17 protein-coding genes are annotated in these 18,748 nt (G+C 60.2%); 8 read left to right on the top strand and 9 right to left on the bottom strand.

What is annotated here, in order from left to right; genetic code table 11:
- Positions 1–17 precede the first annotated feature (17 nt).
- The gene (locus SB725_RS18260; RefSeq protein WP_172825932.1) at positions 18–194 is read left to right on the top strand and encodes a hypothetical protein; all 177 of its coding nucleotides are present in this window, start codon (positions 18–20) and stop codon (positions 192–194) included.
- Here SB725_RS18260 and SB725_RS18255 read toward each other — a convergent pair.
- The 4 genes from SB725_RS18255 to SB725_RS18240 form a co-directional block, all read right to left on the bottom strand.
- Positions 181–1,176, bottom strand: a complete 996-nt coding sequence (locus SB725_RS18255; protein ID WP_027922917.1) for a YbhN family protein — start codon at positions 1,174–1,176, stop codon at positions 181–183. The two genes, SB725_RS18260 and SB725_RS18255, sit on opposite strands and share 14 nt — an antisense overlap.
- On the bottom strand, positions 1,173–1,949 hold the full coding sequence (locus SB725_RS18250; RefSeq protein ID WP_027922918.1) for a DUF2334 domain-containing protein: 777 nt from the start codon (positions 1,947–1,949) through the stop codon (positions 1,173–1,175). The genes SB725_RS18255 and SB725_RS18250 overlap by 4 nt, the downstream gene beginning before the upstream one ends.
- Positions 1,942–3,063, bottom strand: coding sequence for a glycosyltransferase family 4 protein (locus SB725_RS18245; RefSeq protein WP_410922502.1), 1,122 nt, complete (start codon positions 3,061–3,063; stop codon positions 1,942–1,944). Before SB725_RS18245 ends, SB725_RS18250 begins: the two co-directional genes overlap by 8 nt.
- Positions 3,064–3,253: 190 nt before the next feature.
- Positions 3,254–5,143 carry a methyl-accepting chemotaxis protein gene (locus SB725_RS18240; protein WP_027922920.1) on the bottom strand — a complete coding sequence of 630 codons (1,890 nt, stop codon included), beginning with the start codon at positions 5,141–5,143 and terminating at the stop codon, positions 3,254–3,256.
- 184 nt (positions 5,144–5,327) lie between these two features.
- On the opposite strand from SB725_RS18240, the gene SB725_RS18235 reads away from it, so the two are divergent.
- Positions 5,328–6,815, top strand: a complete 1,488-nt coding sequence (locus tag SB725_RS18235; RefSeq protein ID WP_027922921.1) for a helicase HerA-like domain-containing protein — start codon at positions 5,328–5,330, stop codon at positions 6,813–6,815.
- A 106-nt stretch (positions 6,816–6,921) separates the two neighbouring features.
- On the opposite strand, the gene SB725_RS18230 is transcribed toward SB725_RS18235, so the two are convergent.
- The gene (locus tag SB725_RS18230) at positions 6,922–7,377 is read right to left on the bottom strand and encodes a DUF721 domain-containing protein (protein WP_027922922.1); all 456 of its coding nucleotides are present in this window, start codon (positions 7,375–7,377) and stop codon (positions 6,922–6,924) included.
- Positions 7,378–7,684: 307 nt separating this feature from the next.
- Between SB725_RS18230 and secA the strand changes: the two genes are divergently transcribed.
- Positions 7,685–10,420: a preprotein translocase subunit SecA gene (secA, locus tag SB725_RS18225; RefSeq protein WP_027922923.1), complete on the top strand. Its 2,736-nt coding sequence runs from the start codon at positions 7,685–7,687 to the stop codon at positions 10,418–10,420.
- Here the strand turns inward: secA and SB725_RS18220 are convergent.
- A complete protein-coding gene (locus SB725_RS18220; RefSeq protein WP_155953712.1) occupies positions 10,392–10,544 on the bottom strand; it encodes a hypothetical protein in 153 nt (50 codons plus the stop codon). The genes secA and SB725_RS18220 overlap by 29 nt on opposite strands.
- Here SB725_RS18220 and argJ point away from each other — a divergent pair.
- The 3 genes from argJ (at position 10,543) to SB725_RS18205 (ending at position 13,504) form a co-directional block, all read left to right on the top strand.
- Positions 10,543–11,760 (top strand): bifunctional glutamate N-acetyltransferase/amino-acid acetyltransferase ArgJ, encoded by a 1,218-nt coding sequence (argJ, locus tag SB725_RS18215; protein ID WP_027922924.1) that lies wholly within the window; start codon positions 10,543–10,545, stop codon positions 11,758–11,760. The genes SB725_RS18220 and argJ overlap by 2 nt on opposite strands.
- Positions 11,761–11,924: 164 nt before the next feature.
- Positions 11,925–12,557, top strand: coding sequence for a glutathione S-transferase family protein (locus tag SB725_RS18210; protein WP_027922925.1), 633 nt, complete (start codon positions 11,925–11,927; stop codon positions 12,555–12,557).
- The gene (locus SB725_RS18205) at positions 12,554–13,504 is read left to right on the top strand and encodes a Nudix family hydrolase (RefSeq protein ID WP_027922926.1); all 951 of its coding nucleotides are present in this window, start codon (positions 12,554–12,556) and stop codon (positions 13,502–13,504) included. Before SB725_RS18210 ends, SB725_RS18205 begins: the two co-directional genes overlap by 4 nt.
- 29 nt (positions 13,505–13,533) lie before the next feature.
- On the opposite strand, the gene SB725_RS18200 is transcribed toward SB725_RS18205, so the two are convergent.
- Genes SB725_RS18200 through SB725_RS18190 form a run of 3 tightly spaced genes read right to left on the bottom strand, consistent with a single transcriptional unit; the run spans position 13,534 to position 17,118 of the window.
- Entirely contained in the window at positions 13,534–14,115 is a 582-nt protein-coding gene (locus SB725_RS18200) for a cob(I)yrinic acid a,c-diamide adenosyltransferase (RefSeq protein ID WP_027922927.1), read from the bottom strand.
- Between the two features lie 3 nt (positions 14,116–14,118).
- Positions 14,119–16,155: an ATP-binding protein gene (locus tag SB725_RS18195; RefSeq protein ID WP_410922445.1), complete on the bottom strand. Its 2,037-nt coding sequence runs from the start codon at positions 16,153–16,155 to the stop codon at positions 14,119–14,121.
- A gap of 45 nt (positions 16,156–16,200) precedes the next feature.
- The gene (locus tag SB725_RS18190) at positions 16,201–17,118 is read right to left on the bottom strand and encodes a putative 2-dehydropantoate 2-reductase (protein ID WP_410922444.1); all 918 of its coding nucleotides are present in this window, start codon (positions 17,116–17,118) and stop codon (positions 16,201–16,203) included.
- Between the two features lie 140 nt (positions 17,119–17,258).
- Between SB725_RS18190 and SB725_RS18185 the strand changes: the two genes are divergently transcribed.
- On the top strand, positions 17,259–17,744 hold the full coding sequence (locus SB725_RS18185; protein WP_007906601.1) for a YajQ family cyclic di-GMP-binding protein: 486 nt from the start codon (positions 17,259–17,261) through the stop codon (positions 17,742–17,744).
- Positions 17,745–17,882: 138 nt separating this feature from the next.
- Positions 17,883–18,725: a mechanosensitive ion channel family protein gene (locus tag SB725_RS18180; RefSeq protein ID WP_027922930.1), complete on the top strand. Its 843-nt coding sequence runs from the start codon at positions 17,883–17,885 to the stop codon at positions 18,723–18,725.
- Positions 18,726–18,748 lie beyond the last annotated feature (23 nt).

The following is an 18,748-nucleotide window of genomic DNA, read 5'->3' as shown; positions in this document are numbered from 1 at the left end:
CACTGAGGACATTGACCATGGTCGATCCACTGGACAAAGCCACTTCCAAGGCGCCCGCTACTTTGGGCGAAGGTTGTCTGAGTCGTTATGACCCTGATGACATGAGCCCGGAAGACGGTACGGAGTTCCCCGGTGCTGCCGAGTTGTGGGAACAGTTACAGCAAGCCCCTGAAGACAAGATCAAGCCTGCTTGAACTTCATCAACTTCCTCAATAGCGGCCGCCCCAGCATCAATAAAAACACGGGGCCACCCGCGATCAGGTAGAAGTAATAAGTCACCGCCCGCCAGATCAGAATCGCCGCTGCGGCGGTTGATTTCCCCACCATCGGCGCCAGCAAGGCGGCCGACGTCAACTCCGCCGCCCCGGCACCGCCCGGTAGCAAGCTGAATTGCCCTGCACTCAGTGAGAGCATCTGGATCAAGAAAGACCAGGCCCACTGCACATCCGCTCCCAGCCCGCGCAATGCCAGGTACAACACGCTGTAGCGCAACACCCAATGCACGCAGGTCAGCGCAAACACCGTGATCAATGTCTGCAAGGGCAACTTCAATGTGTCCGTGAATGCGGCGAGGAAGTGCAGGAGTTTTCGTGCCCAGCGCAGGCGCGTTGTGCTTTTTACATTCAGGCGAGCCAGTAACCGCCCGCTCAGGCGAATCAGCAGTCGATGGTAGCGCGCAACCATCACGCAGCAGATCAACCCACCGACCATCGAAATCACGCTGACGGTCAGTAGCCACTCCATGCGCTGGCTGAGGTGCTGGAACAGCGCATAAATCAGAATCCCGCTCAGCGCACAGAGAAAAAACAGCAGATCACTGAGTTGATCCATGGCGAACACCGCGCTGCCCCTGGCCGGACGCACACCATGGCGTGCCAGCAACGCCATGATCGCCAGCGGTCCGCCGCTGCCGCCGGGTGTGGCGCAATAGGCAAACTCGGCGGCCATGACGACGCCGAGGCTTTTGAGCGGGCTGACCTTGTCGCGCTGATCGCCCAGCAACAGGCGCAGGCGCAGGGTGTTCACCCCCCAGCACAGCAGAATCATGCCGAACATGATCAGCAGCCAACTCACTGGAAAACTTTGCAGCCGCGCCCAGGTTTGGTTGCCGCCCAGCAGCAGCGGGATCAGCACCGCCGCCAGCAGGGCGACGAACAGCAGAATGCCCCGGCTCATGCGGCGCGGCCGAGCGGGGCGCGTTGCCGCGCCAGCCATTGCGATTTGGTCATCGGTACGCGCCCGCCATCGAGCAAACGCTTGAGGGTTTGCAACCAGTAATGCCGGGAGAACTCATGGCGCATGTCCACCGGGTGCAGGCCCAGCCGAATGACCGGCGCCTCGCGCCATTGTTGTTCGCGCTGATCGCTGAGCAGTTTCGACAGGCCCCGGCGCCAGGCACTGCGCGCACTCCAGACCAGGCCGGGTGCATCCATCGGTGTGAAATCCGGCAGTTGATATAGATGCTGCGAATCGCTGGTGTAGCGCAGTGGCAGTTGCCGCAAGGCCTCGCGCGTTCCTTCGCTCATCAGCCAGGCCGGGGCGACAAAACCTTCCAGCGGCCAGTTGTAACGATCAAAGACCTCAATGCCGGCGCGCAACCGGTCGAGCGCGGCGCGTTGCGACAGGGTGTAAAACTCGCCTTCATGGGTGTAGATCCGACGCATGAACCAGTCTCGCGGGGTGTCGGGCGGAGGGCCCTCATCGCAATGAAAGTAGCCGTGCAAGGCCAGTTCGTCACCTCGTGCAACACGATGGGTGAGCACACGTCGAAATTCCGGATGAGCTTCAAGGCCGTTGTGTTTGTGAAAATCCGGCACCACCAGCCAGGTCATCGGCACCTCGCCCAAGGCGTCGACGGCTTCAACGAACGGTTGATAGTCGGCCAAGGTGGGCGGCGCAACGTCATGCAGTACCAGTAAGACGCTGGGTGGACTCATCGGGTTAACCATGAGCCACCAGCGGCCATTGGCTGCCGAGAACGGCGTGATAGTGCCCCAGCAGGCTGTTGACCACCATGTCCCAGCTGTATTGGCGCTCGACATGACTGCGCGCTGATTTCCCCAGCGCCACGCTGCCCTGGCTGAACAACTCGCGAACGGCGTCGGCCATGGCTGTTGAATTGTTCGGCGTGCAAAGCAAACCGCAGTGCTCGGTCACAATTTCCGGAAAGGCACCGGCCGCCACGGCGACCACCGGAATACCGCTGGCCATGGCTTCGAGTATCACCAGCCCGAACGTTTCCTGGTCGCCGGCATGCAACAAGGCATCGGCGCTGGCCATCAAGCGCGCCAAGTGTGCGGCCGGGCAGAACCCATCGACCACCGTGACGTTGTCCGGCACCGTGGCCGGCATCGACGAACCCACCAGCAGCAGGTGAAAACGCGGCCCCAGACGTGCCATGCACTTGAGCAGCACCGGCAGGTTTTTTTCCTTGGAACCGCGCCCGGCGAAAATCAGCAGATGCGTATTTTCATCAATGCCCAGTTCGGCGCGCAGGCCAGGGTCCCGGGCATCGGGATTGAAGGTGTGCAAATCCACGCCCAGAGGTTGGACATAGACGTTTTTCACGCCCAGCCCGCTCAATTTGTCGGCCATGACCCGGCTCGGCGCCAGCACCCGGTCGAAGTTGCCATAGAGCTTGCTGACATAGGCCTCGACATTGGTGGTAACCCAATTCCCCATCCGGTTGCTGACCAGCAGCGGCAAGTCCGAGTGATAAAAACCGATAACCGGAACATCCAGTTGGCGCCGCGCGTCGAGTGCGGCCCAGGCGGTGAGGTACGGGTCGCCCACTTCGATCAGATCGGGCTGTAAATCCTGTAGGACATTTCGCCAGGGAGCGAGGCGGAGGGGAAAACGATAACCCTTGCCAAAGGGCAGGGCGGGGGCGGGAACTGTGTAGACGCCATCCGTTTCACTCAGGTGTGCGCCTGGAATCAACAGACTGTGGCGGATGCCTGGCTTGATCACCAGGCGACGGTGCTTGGCATCCAGATACGTGCGCACGCCACCGCTGGCCGGGGCGTAGAACATGGTGATGTCCGCGATATGCACGATGAGCAGCCCTCCGGTCTGTTGTTCTCCCTTGATTGACCTTTATGAAGGATAGATGTTCGGCTGGGGTTTTGTGGTGGGGTGTTAGCGGGGCTTTTGTGGCGTTTGATAGACCGCTATCGCGAGCAGGCTCACTCCCACAGGTTCAGTGCAAAACCTTATAGGAGTGAGCCTGCTCGCGATGGGGCCCTAACTGACACTAGATACGGAAACTGCCGACCAACTGCTTAAGCCGCGAAGCCTGCTGCTCAAGATCCGAGCACGCGCGCAACGTCGATTGCAGGTTCTCCACGCCTTCCTGGTTCAGCGTATTGATCTCGGTAATGTCGACGTTGATCGACTCCACCACCGCTGTCTGCTCTTCCGTCGCGGTGGCCACCGACTGGTTCATCCCGTCGATTTCGCCGATGCGCAACGTCACACTGTTCAACCGCTCGCCCGCCAGGTTGGCGATTTCAACGCTGTCCTGACTGTGGCGCTGGCTGTCGCTCATGGTGCTGACGGATTCGCGGGCGCCGACTTGCAGCTCCTCGATCATGGTCTGTACCTGTTGCGCCGATTCCTGCGTGCGGTGCGCCAGGTTGCGCACTTCATCTGCTACCACCGCGAAACCGCGGCCGGCTTCACCGGCACGGGCGGCTTCGATGGCCGCGTTGAGTGCCAGCAGGTTGGTTTGCTGGGAAATGCTGGTGATCACTTCGAGGATCTGGCCGATGTTCACGGTTTTGCTGTTCAGCGATTCGATGTTGGTGCTCGAGGCGCTGAGCATGCTCGACAGCTGATTCATCGCTTTGATGCTGCGGTCCACTACTTGCTGGCCATCTTCGGCCAGGCTGCGGGCATCGCTGGCCTGACTCGACGCTTGCGCAGCGTTGCGGGCGATTTCCTGGGCGGCGGCCCCGAGCTGATTGATCGCGGCGGCGACGCTGCTGGTGCGCGAGGCCTGCTGATCGGAGTTGAACATCGACGAGTTCGAGGCGGCCACCACGCGCAGTGCCACTTCGTTGACTTGCCCGGTGGCCGAGGACACTTCGCGAATCGAGGTGTGAATACGTTCCACAAAACGGTTGAACGCGGTGCCGAGGATGCCGAATTCGTCGTTGTTCTGGATGGTCAGGCGTTTGGTCAGGTCGCCTTCACCGTCGGCGATGTCTTCCATGGCGCGGGTCATGACGTGCAGCGGCTGGATCAGGATGCGAATCAGCATGCCCAGCAGCGCGATGATGATCGCCACGGCAATAATGGTCGCGACCACGGCGGATGCACGGAACGAACTGAGCATCGAGAAGGCTTTGTCCTTGTCCACCGACAGGCCGATGTACCAGTTGACCGATGGCAGGCCTTTGATCGCGGTGAAGGTGACGATACGGGTCTTGCCGTCGACGTCGACCTCACTGAAGTCGCTGCTGATGCGCGGGGTATTTTTCGGGTACGCCTCGCCCAGGGACTTCATGACCAGGGCTTTGTCCGGGTGCACCAGGATTTTACCGTCGGCGCTGACCAGGAAGGCATACCCCATGCCGTCAAAATCACGGGCGCTGAGGGTGTCGATCAGGGTTTGCAGGCTCAGGTCGCCGCCCACCACGCCGACGCTTTGCCCGGCCTTCTTCGAGGCGGTGGCGATGGAGATGATGGTCTGGCCAGTGGCCGCGTCGATGTACGGTTCGGTCAGGGTCGCGGTGCTGCTGCTTTCGGCACCTTTATACCAAGGGCGAACCCGTGGATCGAAGCCGGCCGGCATCTTGGCGTCGGGGCGAATGGTAAAGCTGCCGGTGGCATCGCCCAGGTAGGACGCCATGAAGGTCGACGTCAGGGCTTTCTGCTCAAGCAGGCTGGCGACATTGGACTGTTCTGGGTTGATGGCGATGTTTTGAGCGAGGTTATCGATCAGCAGGATACGACCGGCCAACCAGGTCTGGATGTTGTTGGCGGTGACGTCGCCCATCTCATTGAGGTAATTGTCCAGGTCTTCGCGGATGGCGTTGCGCTGTAAATAGTCGTTGTACAGGGTGAACGAGGCGAAGGCAGCAATAACAATGAGGGCGGCGGCAAGCAAAATTTTATGGCTGAAGCGCAGGTTTTTGTTCATGGCTTGGGGTTCCGCTAAGGTCTTATTGTTCAGGGCGTGCTTTTATAAAGGCACGCAAAACGGGCAGGGTGAAAAGCAGCTGATAGTTCTGTCCTGTCCTTAGGGAATACCGGCGCTGATTTCTGTGAAGTCTCGTTTTTTGTATCGGCCGCGCCGGATCAAAGATTAACCATTAGGTGACCAAATGCCTGACTCATCGCAACTCGTTCTCGGTGCCGACCTTGCCGGCCAGTCCATCGCCCAGGCCATGCGTCTGGCAAATCGTCACGGCCTGGTCGCCGGCGCTACCGGGACCGGTAAAACCGTCACCTTGCAGCGCATGGCCGAAGCCTTCAGCGACGCAGGCGTGGCGGTGTTTGCCGCCGATATCAAAGGCGATCTGTGTGGCCTCGGCGCCGCTGGCACCCCCCAAGGCAAGATCGCCGAGCGCATCGCCGGGATGCCGTGGCTGAACCACAAGCCCCAGGCGTATCCCGTGACGCTGTGGGATATTCATGGCCAGTCCGGTCATCCATTGCGCACCACCTTGAGTGAAATGGGCCCGTTGTTGCTCGGCAGTCTGCTGGAACTGACCGACAGCCAGCAGTCGGCGCTGTACGCGGCGTTCAAGGTGGCGGACCGCGAAGGGCTGTTGCTGCTCGACCTCAAGGACCTCAAGGCGCTGCTCAATCACCTGCGTGATAACCCCGAATTGCTCGGCGATGACGCCGCGTTGATGACCACCGGTTCCAGTCAGGCGCTGTTGCGGCGGCTGGCCACGCTGGAGCAACAAGGCGCCGAAGCGCTGTTCGGCGAACCGGCGCTGCAACTCGAAGACATTCTGCAACCAACTGCTGACGGTCGCGGGCGCATTCATTTGCTGGATGCCAGTCGTCTGGTTCACGAAGCCCCGAAGGTGTACGCGACATTCCTGCTGTGGCTGCTCGCCGAGCTGTTCGAGCAATTACCGGAGCGCGGTGATGCGGACAAACCGCTGCTGGCGTTGTTTTTCGACGAAGCTCATTTGCTGTTCGCCGGGACGCCCAAGGCGCTGCAGGATCGACTGGAACAAGTGGTGCGGCTGATTCGCTCGAAAGGCGTGGGCGTGTATTTCGTCACCCAATCGCCGGGTGACCTGCCGGATGACGTGCTGGCTCAGTTGGGGCTGCGCATCCAGCACGGTTTGCGTGCGTTCACCGCCAAGGAACAGAAGTCCCTGCGCGCCGTGGCCGAGGGCTTCCGGCCGAACCCGGCGTTCGATGCCTTGTCGGTGTTGACCGAGCTGGGGATCGGCGAGGCGCTGGTCGGGACGCTGGCCGATAAAGGCACGCCGGAGATGGTTCAGCGTGTGTTGATCGCGCCACCACAATCGCGGATCGGGCCGTTGAGCGAGGCCGAGCGTGCGGCACTGATCGCCGGTTCGCCGTTGCAGGGACGCTACGACAAGCCGATAGATCGGGAATCGGCCTATGAAGTGCTGATGGGGCGCAAGGGGTTGGCGCCTGATCCCGAGGCCGCGCCGTCCAAACCTGCGCCCCAAGAGCCAAGTTTCACCGAACAGGCCGGGGAGTTTCTCGGCACGGCGGCCGGGCAGGCCCTGAAGTCGGCGATGCGACAGGCGGCTAATCAGTTGGGCCGACAATTGGTACGCGGGTTGATGGGGTCGTTGCTCGGCGGCAAAAAAAGCCGCTGAACCTTGTAGGAGCATGGCTTGCCCGCGATGAACGATAACGCGGTGTATCTGTTGCACTGCGGCGCGCCCATCGCAGGCAAGCCCAGCGCCTACAAAAATCGGCGTGTCAGGTCTTTGGTTTTGCGTGCGCCGCAAGGCGTTCCAGCGCAGCCCGCAGATTTGGATCGCTGATCCCGTCGGCCGTGGCCTGAATGGTCGCGCCCGCATCGGACGACAAACTGATGGTGTGCCCCGCCGCGCCTTGTTGCACGGTCGGTGGCTGCACCTTGAACAGAATCCGGGTCAGGCTGGCAAACTCGTCAAACATCTGTAACTGGCGTTGCAGACGCTTTTGCTGATAGCGCAGGCGCGTTGCCCAGTGTCCGTCGGTGACGATCAGCAACAAACTGCCTTCGCGCCACGAAGCAACATGGCAGTGTTCGCGAGCGGCGGGCTGCAGCTGGCTTTCGAGCAGGCGTTGTAAATGACCCAGGCGTTGAGCGTGGCCAAAAATAGCTTTCAGCGGCTTGGCTTCGCGAAGCAGAACGGCGGGTGCTCTGGCCGTAAGAGGGCGAAATGCCATGATCAGACACCTGAAGTAACAGAGCCGCTATGGTAGCAGAAAGCACCTCCTGCACCTGACCCATTGCTTTGCGCGCGCTTTACCCATTAAATCAACAAGTAACTTCTGCCGTGAACGGCTTGAAGTTCAGCAAAAAGCCCTTATTTTAAGTGAGCCCCGTTACAGCGCAGTGCATGCATCGTGGAATAACGCCACTTTCCTCACCATCGTTTCCGGGTAGAATGCTCGTTCGCATGCGGCCATGAGGGCTGCACGGGCGACTCACGGGGCCGCCCTCCATCCCTTTAGTGTGGAAGATCCTGCCGATATGTTTGCGCCTTTGTTAAAGAAACTTTTTGGAAGCAAGAACGAGCGTGAAGTCAAACGCATGCTCAAGACGGTGCAATTCGTCAATGCCTTCGAAGAGCAAATGGTGGCCCTTTCGGACGATCAATTGCGTGCCAAGACAGACGAGTTCAAGGCCCGCATCGCCAAAGGGGAATCCCTCGACAAGCTGTTGCCAGAAGCCTTTGCGGTCGCCCGCGAAGCCGGCAAGCGTGTCATGGGTATGCGCCACTTCGATGTCCAGCTGATCGGCGGCATGACCTTGCATGAAGGCATGATCGCGGAAATGCGTACCGGTGAAGGCAAGACCCTGGTGGCAACACTGGGCGTTTACCTCAACGCGCTGTCCGGCAAGGGCGTGCACGTTGTGACAGTGAACGACTACCTGGCCCGTCGTGACGCCAACTGGATGCGTCCGCTTTACGAATTCCTCGGCCTGACGGTCGGCGTGGTCACGCCGTTCCAGCCACCGGAAGAGAAACGTCTGGCTTACGCCGCTGACATTACCTACGGCACCAACAACGAATTCGGTTTCGATTACCTGCGCGACAACATGGCGTTCAGCATGGAAGAAAAATTCCAGCGCGAACTCAATTTTGCCGTGATCGACGAAGTCGACTCCATCCTCATCGACGAAGCCCGTACTCCACTGATCATTTCCGGTCAGGCCGAGGACAGCTCCAAGCTGTACATCGAGATCAACAAACTGATCCCGCGCCTGGAATTGCACGTCGAAGAAGTTGAAGGCGAAGTCACCAAGGCCGGCCACTACACCGTCGATGAGAAGACCCGTCAGGTTGAACTCAACGAAGCGGGCCATCAATTCGTAGAAGAATCGCTGACCTCCCTCGGCCTGCTGGCTGAAGGCGAGAGCCTGTACTCGGCCCACAACCTGGGCCTGCTGACCCACGTTTATGCCGGTCTGCGCGCGCACAAACTGTTCCACCGCAACGTCGAGTACATCGTGCAGGACGGTCAGGTTGTCCTGGTCGACGAACACACCGGTCGTACCATGCCGGGCCGTCGTTTGTCCGAAGGCCTGCACCAGGCCATCGAAGCCAAGGAAAACCTGAACATCCAGGCCGAAAGCCAGACCTTGGCATCGACCACGTTCCAGAACTACTTCCGCCTGTACAACAAGCTGTCCGGCATGACCGGTACGGCTGACACCGAGGCGTTCGAGTTCCATCAGATCTATGGCCTGCAGGTCATGGTCATTCCGCCGAACAAGCCGTTGGCCCGTAAGGACTACAACGACCTGGTGTTCCTGACGGCCGACGAGAAATACACGGCCATCGTGGCGGACATCAAGGAAAGCATGGCGGCGGGCCGTCCGGTGCTGGTGGGTACCGCGACCATCGAAACCTCCGAACACATGTCCCGCCTGCTGGTGGAACAAGGCATCGAACACAAGGTTCTGAACGCCAAGTTCCACGAAAAGGAAGCCGAGATCATTGCCCAGGCCGGTCGCCCAGGCGCACTGACCATCGCCACCAACATGGCCGGTCGTGGTACCGACATCCTGTTGGGCGGTAACTGGGAAGTGGAAGTGGCGTCCCTGGAAGATCCTACTCCGGAGCAGATTGCCCAGATCAAGGCCGACTGGCAGAAGCGTCACCAGCAAGTGCTCGAATCGGGCGGCTTGCAGGTCATTGCTTCCGAGCGTCACGAATCGCGCCGTATCGACAACCAGTTGCGTGGTCGTGCCGGTCGTCAGGGCGACGCCGGTTCCAGCCGCTTCTACCTGTCGCTGGAAGACAGTCTGATGCGCATCTTCGCCTCTGACCGAGTGAAGAACTTCATGAAGGCCCTGGGCATGCAGCCAGGCGAGGCGATCGAGCACCGTATGGTGACCAACGCCATCGAAAAGGCTCAGCGCAAGGTTGAAGGCCGTAACTTCGATATTCGTAAGCAACTGCTCGAGTTCGACGACGTCAACAACGAACAGCGTAAAGTGATTTATCACATGCGTAACACGTTGCTGGCCGCCGACAACATTGGCGAAACCATCGCTGATTTCCGTCAGGACGTGCTCAACTCTACCGTCAGCGCGCACATTCCACCGCAATCGCTGCCTGAGCAGTGGGACGTGGCCGGTCTGGAGGCTGCGTTGCAGAGCGACTTCGGTGTGGCGCTGCCGATCCAGCAATGGCTCGACGAAGACGATCACCTGTACGAAGAAACCCTGCGCGAGAAGCTGATGCAAGAGCTGATCGCGGCGTACAACGAGAAAGAAGACCAGGCGGGTGCCGAAGCGCTGCGCAGCTTCGAGAAACAAATCGTACTGCGCGTGCTCGACGACCTGTGGAAAGACCACCTGTCGACCATGGACCACCTGCGTCATGGCATCCACTTGCGTGGCTATGCCCAGAAGAACCCGAAGCAAGAGTACAAGCGCGAGTCGTTCACGCTGTTCTCCGAGCTGCTGGATTCGATCAAGCGCGACTCGATCCGTGTGCTGTCGCACGTTCAGGTTCGCCGCGAAGATCCGGAAGCCGAAGAGCAACGCCTGCGTCAGGAAGCCGAAGCACTGGCCGCACGCTTGCAGTTCCATCACGAAGAAGCACCGGGTCTCGAGCAAGTGGAACCGCTGGGGGAAGATATTGATGTCGCCCTCGCCGCAGCACCGGTTCGTAACGAGCAGAAGCTGGGCCGCAACGAACTGTGCTACTGCGGTTCGGGCAAGAAATTCAAGCATTGCCACGGGCAGATTCAGTAAAACCCGTTTCAAACGCTGAAATACCCGCGCCGCGACCGGCATCAGCCGTCGCGGCGTTTTGCCATTTAATACCGCCGTTCATCGCATGACGGTGATGACTACATTTTTTGAGGAGCGCATTCATGGCTGTTGGTCTTGGTCCTTTGCCAACGTTGCACCCGGTTGCCGGTTTTGAACTCGGTATCGCCTCGGCCGGCATCAAGCGCCCGGGGCGCAAGGATGTTGTGGTCATGCGCTGCGCCGAAGGTTCCACCGTCGCTGGCGTTTTCACCCTGAACGCCTTTTGCGCCGCCCCGGTGATCCTGGCCAAGCAACGCGTGCAAGGCCCGGTGCGTTACCTGTTGACCAACACCGGCAATGCCAACGCCGGCACTGGCGAACCTGGCCTGGCCGCCGCCGAGCGCACTTGCGCCAAACTGGCTGAGCTGACGGGCGTCGATGCCAGCCTGGTGCTGCCTTACTCCACCGGTGTGATTGGCGAGCCGCTGCCGGTCGAGAAAATCGAAGGCGCGCTGCAAGCAGCCCTTGACGACCTGTCGATCCACAACTGGGAAGCGGCCGCCACCGGCATCATGACCACCGACACCCTGCCCAAGGGGGCGAGCCGCCAGTTCCAGCATGACGGCGTGACCATCACCGTCACCGGCATCAGCAAAGGCGCGGGCATGATCCGTCCGAACATGGCGACCATGCTCGGCTACATCGCCACCGACGCCAAAGTCTCCCGCGATGTGCTGCAAAACCTGTTGTTGGACGGTGCCAACAAGTCGTTCAACCGCATCACCATCGACGGCGACACGTCGACCAACGACTGCTGCATGTTGATCGCCACCGGTCAGGCTGCACTGCCGGAAATCACCCGTGCCGAAGGCGAGTTGTTCGCCAAGTTGAAGCAGGCTGTTTTCGAAGTGTGCATGGACGTGGCCCAGGCCATCGTTCGCGACGGCGAAGGCGCGACCAAGTTTGTCACCGTTGAAGTCAACGGCGGCGGCAATCACCAGGAATGCCTGGACGTCGGCTACACCGTGGCGCACTCGCCGCTGATCAAGACGGCGTTGTTTGCTTCCGACCCGAACTGGGGCCGCATCCTGGCTGCCGTTGGCCGTGCCGGCGTGCCGAACCTGGACGTGAGCAAGATCGACGTGTTCCTCGGCGACGTGTGCATTGCCAGCCGTGGTGCGCGTGCCGCGACTTACACTGAAGCCCAGGGCGCTGCAGTGATGCAGCAGGAAGAGATCACCATCCGTATCGAGCTGGGTCGCGGCGATTGCAGCGAAACCATCTGGACCACCGACTTGTCCCACGAATACGTGAAGATCAACGCCGAGTACCGTACTTAAGATCGATTCACCCCCATCGCGGCCAAGCCCGCTCCCACAGGTTCAGTGGCGTACACAAAGGTTGTGTTCAACGCGTTCACTGTGGGGGCAGGCTTGCCCGCGATGACGGACGGCCAGACACCGAAGATTCCGGTCTGTACCCCTCATCAAAAAAGGTCCCGAACATGAGCCTCCACCTGATCATCGGCGACAAACTGCTTTCCTCCTGGTCCCTGCGCGGCGCACTGGCCCTCGAGCTGACCGGCGCGGCCTACACCGAAGAATTGATCAAACTGGGTCAACCCGACACCCGCGAACGCCTGCTCAAGCATTCGCCGACCGGCAAAGTCCCGCTGCTGAAAACCGAACACGGCACCATCGCCGATTCCCTGGCGATTGCCGAGTACCTGGCCGAGCAGTTCCCCAATGCCAGTCTCTGGCCAAAAGATACCGCCGCCCGAGCCCAGGCGCGTTCGGCTTGTGCGCAGATGCACGCGGGGTTCTTTGCCATGCGCGGCAACATGCCGTTCGACCTGAGCCGCAATGCGCCGCTGTCGCCGACGCCTGATGATGTTCAGGCCGATATCCAGCGCATGCTGGCGTTGTGGGCGGAATGCCGAACGGTGGCGACTGACATTGGTCCGTTCCTGTTCGGCGGCGCAACCCTGGCCGATGCGTTCTTCGCCCCGATTGCCGTACGCCTGCGCACCTATCAGGTGAAATTGCCGGCAGCGGACGAAGCCTATGTCGAAGCCATCTACCAATGGCCGGCGTTCAAGGCCTGGCAGAAGGCAGGTCTGGAGGAGGTCGGGCAGTGAAACGAGTTCATGTAGCCGCTGCCGTTATCCGTGATAACAGCGGCAAGATCCTTATCGCACGCCGTGCCGACACTCAGCACCAGGGCGGTTTGTGGGAGTTTCCCGGTGGCAAGGTCGAGGGCGACGAGTCCGTCGAAACCGCACTGAGTCGTGAGCTTCAGGAAGAGCTGGGCATTGTGGTCAGCGCCGCGCGACCGCTGATCAAAGTTCATCACGACTACCCGGACAAGCACGTGTTACTGGATGTCTGGGAGGTCTCGGCTTTTACCGGCGAACCCCACGGCGCCGAAGGTCAGCCGTTGGAATGGGTGTCACCACGCGACCTGCTGAACTACGAGTTCCCGGCGGCCAACCAGCCGATCGTCGCGGCTGCACGCTTGCCCGCGGAGTATCTGATTACCCCCGAAGATCTGGAAACCCCGGCCTTGCTGCGCGGCATTCAGAAAGCCATCGCCGGTGGGATCAAGTTGATCCAGCTACGGGCGCCCAACGGCTACGATCCAAAGTACCGCGACCTGGCGGTGGACGCAGCCGGGCTGTGTGCGGGCAAAGCGCAACTGATGATCAAGGGGCCGTTCGAATGGCTTGGTGATTTCCCGTCCGCCGGTTGGCACATCACCTCCGCCCAGTTGCGTAAATACGCAGCGGCCGGGCGACCACTGCCGGCGTCGCGCTGGTTGGCGGCGTCGTGTCATAACGCTGAAGAACTGGCGTTGGCCGAGCAAATGGGCGTGGACTTTGTGACCCTCTCGCCGGTGCAGAAGACCCAGACTCATCCGGATGCGCAGCCGTTGGGTTGGGATCAGGCTTCGGCGTTGATGACGGGCTTCAGCAAGCCAGTGTTCCTGTTGGGCGGTGTTGGCCCGGCAGAGCGGCAACAAGCCTGGGAAGCCGGGGCTCAGGGCGTGGCGGGGATTCGGGCGTTCTGGCCGGATTCTTTGGAGTAGCTGCCACCCCCATCGCGAGCAGGCGCCGGTTAAACCTGAGGTTTCACCGCCGCCTGCCACAAAATCTCCGCAACCCCCTGCCGCTTGGCAATCACCCGCGCCACCACAAACAACACATCCGACAACCGATTGATATACGCCAACCCAACCCCGGCCAACGGTTCAATCGCATTCAACTGCTGGCACCGCCGTTCCGCAGTGCGCGCCAGGCATCTGCACACATGCGCCTGAGCGATCAATGCTGAACCGCCGGGCAGTATGAAATTCTCCAGCGGTCCCAACTCTTCATTCCAGTGATCAATCGCCGCTTCCAGACGTTCGATCTCCGCCGCGTCCAACGCCTGATACTCCGGCATCGCCAGCTCGCCACCCAAGTCGAACAAGCGGTGCTGGCAAGGCGCCAACACCTCGATCACCTCGTTCAACCCCGGATATGTGATGCGTTCTGCGGCCAACCCGGCCAACAGCACACCGACCTGGCTGTTCAGCGAGTCGACTTCGCCAATGGCTTCGATCCGCGGGTGATCCTTGGGCACCCGGCGACCATCGCCAAGCCCGGTTTCGCCTTTGTCGCCAGTGCGGGTGTAAATTTTCGACAAGCGAAAGCCCATGGGTTACCTCGATAGCTGATTGAGTTCTTGAGAGATGACTGGCGTGCCCGCCAAGGGCAGGCGCAAGGTGAAACTGGTGCCTTGGCCCGGCGTCGATTGCACTTCCATCTGGCCCTTGTGATTGTTGGTGATGATGAAATAGGAAACCGACAGGCCCAACCCCGTGCCCTGGCCGATTTCCTTAGTGGTGAAGAACGGCTCGAACGTGCGTTTGCGCACGTTTTCGCTCATGCCGATGCCGTTGTCCTCCACCTGGATTTCCGCCCAGGGCGGATTCAGTTTGGTGCGCAGAATGATCCGTCCCGGTTCGCGGTCATCTTCACGCTGGTGAATGGCCTGAGCCGCGTTTTTCAACAGGTTGAGCAGCACCTGCTCCAATTCGTTGGCCGTGCCGGGCACCGGGCCGAGGGCCGGATCGAACTGGCGAATGATTGCCTGGCCCTTGAAGTCGAAACCAATCGCCAGGTCGAAGTCGTTACCGGCGATTTCCACCGCTTGATCGATCAGCGCCGGCAGGTCGCACGGGGCCATTTGCCGGGTGCTGCGACGGCTGAAGCTGAGCATGTGCGTCACAATCTTCGCCGCCCGGGCGCCGGCTTGCTGAATGCCGTCGAGCAGTTGCGGGACTTCGCGCGCTTGCAGGTACCGGTTGACCGTTTCCAGCTCGATGCCGATGTGCTCGGCCTGCTCCAGGTTCTTCGGCAGGTCAGGTGACAGGCGTCGGCGAATGTTCTGCACGTTGTGCAGGATCGCGCCCAACGGGTTATTGATTTCGTGGGCCATGCCGGCGGCGAGGCCACCGACCGAGAGCATTTTCTCCGACTGCACCATCATTTCTTCCAGCGACAGGCGCTGAGTGATGTCGTCGATCCGGATCACCACGCCGCGCCCGGCGCCGCCCATCAGCGGGTAAAAGGTCAGGGCGTAATGCTTGGGCTCATCGTCCTTGAACCACGTTACCCGCTCGATCTTGGCCACGGTGTGCTGCTCGACGGTTTGCTTGAGCTGCGGCAGAAACGGCTTCAACGGTTCGAAGGCGAGGAAGATCGGCTGGTTCAGCGCTTCGTCCAGGCGCGTGCCGGACAGGGCACTGGCCTCCTGATTCCACTGGGTCACGTAGAGCTGTTCGTCGAGGGCGATCAGCGCCGACGGCATGGAGTCGATGATGCTGTTGAGGTAGTTCTGGAAACCGGTGAGCTTTTTCTCGATCTTGCTGCGCACCTGGACTTCGAGTTCCAGCTTGCGATTGGTGTGGCGGGTTTCTTCGGCCAGGCCCTGGGCCTGGTCGTAAGCGGCCTGGGAGTCGTCCCGCGCCCGTTTGAGTTGCTGCTCACGGGCTTCGATCCGCGAGAGCATGGTGTTGAACGCCTCGGCGAGGCTGCCGATTTCGTCGTGGTTGCCACGGGAGGCTCTCAGCGCGTAGTTCTCTTCGCGGGTCACCTGCCGGGACAGCTCTTCGAGCTCATGGATGGGGCGGGTAATCAGCCGTTTGATTTGCCGGGCAATCACCAGCCACAACAACACGCTGAAGATCAGAATGCCCAGGCTGGCAGTCAGGGTTCCGGTGTAGAACGCCATTGGCAGCTCACTGCTGGCCACCAGCAACAAATGACCAGGCTCAGTGCCGGGGCGGGGCAGGGTGATCAGTTGATTGCTGCGAAACTCGGTCGCTTGCCAAGCCTCTATGTGATGATAGCGCCCCGGCAGGCTGAGTTTGTCGCCATGCTGCAACTGGGCCAGCCGTTCGCCCTTGCCGTCATAAATGGCGGCTGCACGCAGCGGCGAGTAACTGTTGAGTTCGTTGAGCAGGCGTTCGGCGTTTTGTGGCGTCTTCAGGGCGTCGGCCACCAGGCTCGGGTTCGACACCAGTCGGCCAATGGTCTGCAAGGCTTGGGGCGCCATGCTTTCCTGGGAGATGTAATACGCCGCGCTGATGAAGGTCAGGTTGGCAACCAGCAGGATGGTGATCAACAGCACCAGCAGGGCGGCCAGCAGTTTCTGGCCGACGGGAAGGTTTTCAAGGCGCTGGCGCAATGGCATCAGGTTCGTCGCTTAAATGGAACACGTGGCCAGCGTAGCCGCTGCTCAGTCGCTGGGCAATCCAAGGCTGTGCAGATGGCCGATCAGCCGCTGCTGTAATTGATGCAGGTGGGGCAGGTTCAGTTGATGACGCTCGGCCACTTTGCACACATGGCCCAGCAGGTAGGTGATTTCGGTGCGGCGCTGATTCGCGACGTCCTGGTACATCGAGGAGTAGTTGGCCGCCGTGGCCTGGATGACGCGCTCGACTTCCTGTTGCAGGTTTTCTGCCGCAGCGGGCTGACCACACCGTTCCAGCAACTCGGTCAATTCGCCGCAGAGGGTCGCGACTTCGCACTGATGCGCCTGCAATCCGCCATTACGGCAGTTATGAAGGACTGTCAGGGGGTTGATCGCACAGTTAAGCGCCAGTTTTCGCCACAGCCGCGTGAGGATGTCGGTGCTCCATTCATGGGGGATTCCGGCTGCCATCAGGTCATCCAGCCAGATCGGCGCAACCGGATGGCCTGCATCCCCCAGCCAGGTGTAACCGTGGCCCGCGAACACCACACGCCAGTCGCCATCGCGAAACGCGCCTTCGGTACTCGATGCACTCACGCAACGGGCTTGCGGCACCTGCGCCGCCACGGCGTCCTGACTGCCGAGGCCGTTCTGCAGCAGGATCAGCTCGGCGTCGGGTGTCAGGCGTGGCGCCAGTTGTGCGACGGCTTTCTCGGCGTCGTAAGCCTTGCAGGCCACCAACAGGCGGCTGATCGGTTCGCGGCTGTCCGGTGTTTCGCCGGGGATATCATAGGTATTGGCTACGCCGTGCTCGACCAGCGTCAAACCGCCCGCGGCTTGATATGCCTGCAAGCGCTGCGCATCCCGAACGATCAGCCTGACCGGCAAATCGGCCCGCGCCAGACGTGTGGCCCACAACGTGCCGAGGCTGCCGGCGCCCAATACATGCCAAGTAGTCGACATCAGCTTTTTGCTCGGTTTGAGGCAGGCATGTGAGGCTCGCAGTATCGGTTGGAAAAGACCCGTTATAATGAGCCCGATTTTAACCGCAAGCCAAGCGCGCGCCATTGCAATCGAGCGCGCCTTTTTATTGGAGAGATTACATGCCGTCGTTCGACGTGGTATCCGAACTGGACAAACACGAAGTCACCAACGCGGTCGAAAACGCCGTCAAGGAACTCGATCGCCGTTATGACCTGAAGGGCAAGGGCACCTTCGAGTTCAAGGAAAAGGACCTGACCGTCAACCTGACCGCCGAGGCCGACTTCCAGCTCGAAGCGATGATCGAGATCCTCAAGCTGGCCCTGGTCAAGCGCAAAATCGACGTGCAGTGCCTTGAAGTCAAGGACGCCTACGCATCGGGCAAGCTGATGAAGCAGGAAGCGGTCCTCAAGGAAGGTATCGACAAGGAACTGGCGAAGAAAATCGTCGCTCACGTCAAAGACGCCAAGCTCAAGGTTCAGGCCGCTATTCAGGGCGAGCAAGTGCGCATTACCGGCAAGAAACGTGACGATTTGCAGGAAGCCATCGCGGCCTTGCGCGCCAAAACGTTCGATATGCCGCTGCAGTTCAACAACTTCCGCGACTGACCCTCAACTTGGGAACCTCTCGGCGTTTTCGGCGTCCGAGGCCCAACCAACGGCAGAAATGATTAAGTCCCCTGGGTTTGGTCGTTCTGCCGTTTATTTTTTTCGCGTGCCGGATAGCCGGAAATCAGGAGAAATTAGATGGATTTGAATACTGAAGTGGACAACCTGGTCAAGGCATCCCAAGCCTGGATTCCAATGATCATGGAGTACGGCAGCCGCGTGTTGCTGGCAGTGATCACCCTGGCCATCGGTTGGTGGCTGATCAACAAAGTGACGCAAAAGCTCGGTGGCCTGCTGGCCCTGCGTAACGCCGACCTGGCGCTGCAAGGTTTTATCAGCAGCCTGGCGAACATCATTCTCAAGGTTTTGCTGATTGTCAGCGTAGCGTCGATGATCGGTGTGGAAACCACCTCGTTCGTCGCGGCGATCGGTGCGGCGGGTCTGGCCATTGGTCTGGCCTTGCAAGGCAGTCTGGCCAACTTCGCCGGCGGTGTGTTGATTCTGTTGTTCCGCCCGTTTCGAATCGGTGACTGGATTGAAGCCCAAGGGGTTGCCGGTACTGTCGACAGTATTCAGATCTTCCACACCGTACTGCGCACCGGTGACAACAAAACCATCATCGTGCCTAACGGCAACTTGTCGAACGGCATCATTACCAATACCAACCGTCAACCCACCCGCAAAGTAGTGTTCGACGTAGGGGTGGATTACGAAGCGGACTTGCAGAAGGCTCGTGAAGTACTGCTGGAGTTGGCCAAAGATCCGCGTGTGTTGGCAGATCCGGCACCTCAGGCAGTGGTGTCTACTTTGGGTGACAGTTCGATCACTCTTTCGCTTCGGGTCTGGGTAAAGACGGCGGATTACTGGGAGGTGATGTTCATGTTCAACGAACAGTCCCGTGATCGCTTGAAAAATGCCGGTATTGATATTCCGTTTCCACAGCGGGTTATTCGCGTGGTTCAGGAATCTGCGGTGCAGTGATTGTTTTTTGATCATGTCTGACT

Source organism: Pseudomonas sp. SIMBA_041, from assembly GCF_046535095.1.
Taxonomy (GTDB): Bacteria; Pseudomonadota; Gammaproteobacteria; order Pseudomonadales; family Pseudomonadaceae; genus Aquipseudomonas; species Aquipseudomonas mucoides.
The sequence above is the reverse complement of the archived record's forward strand: the minus strand, read 5'-3'. Positions and strand labels throughout refer to the sequence as shown.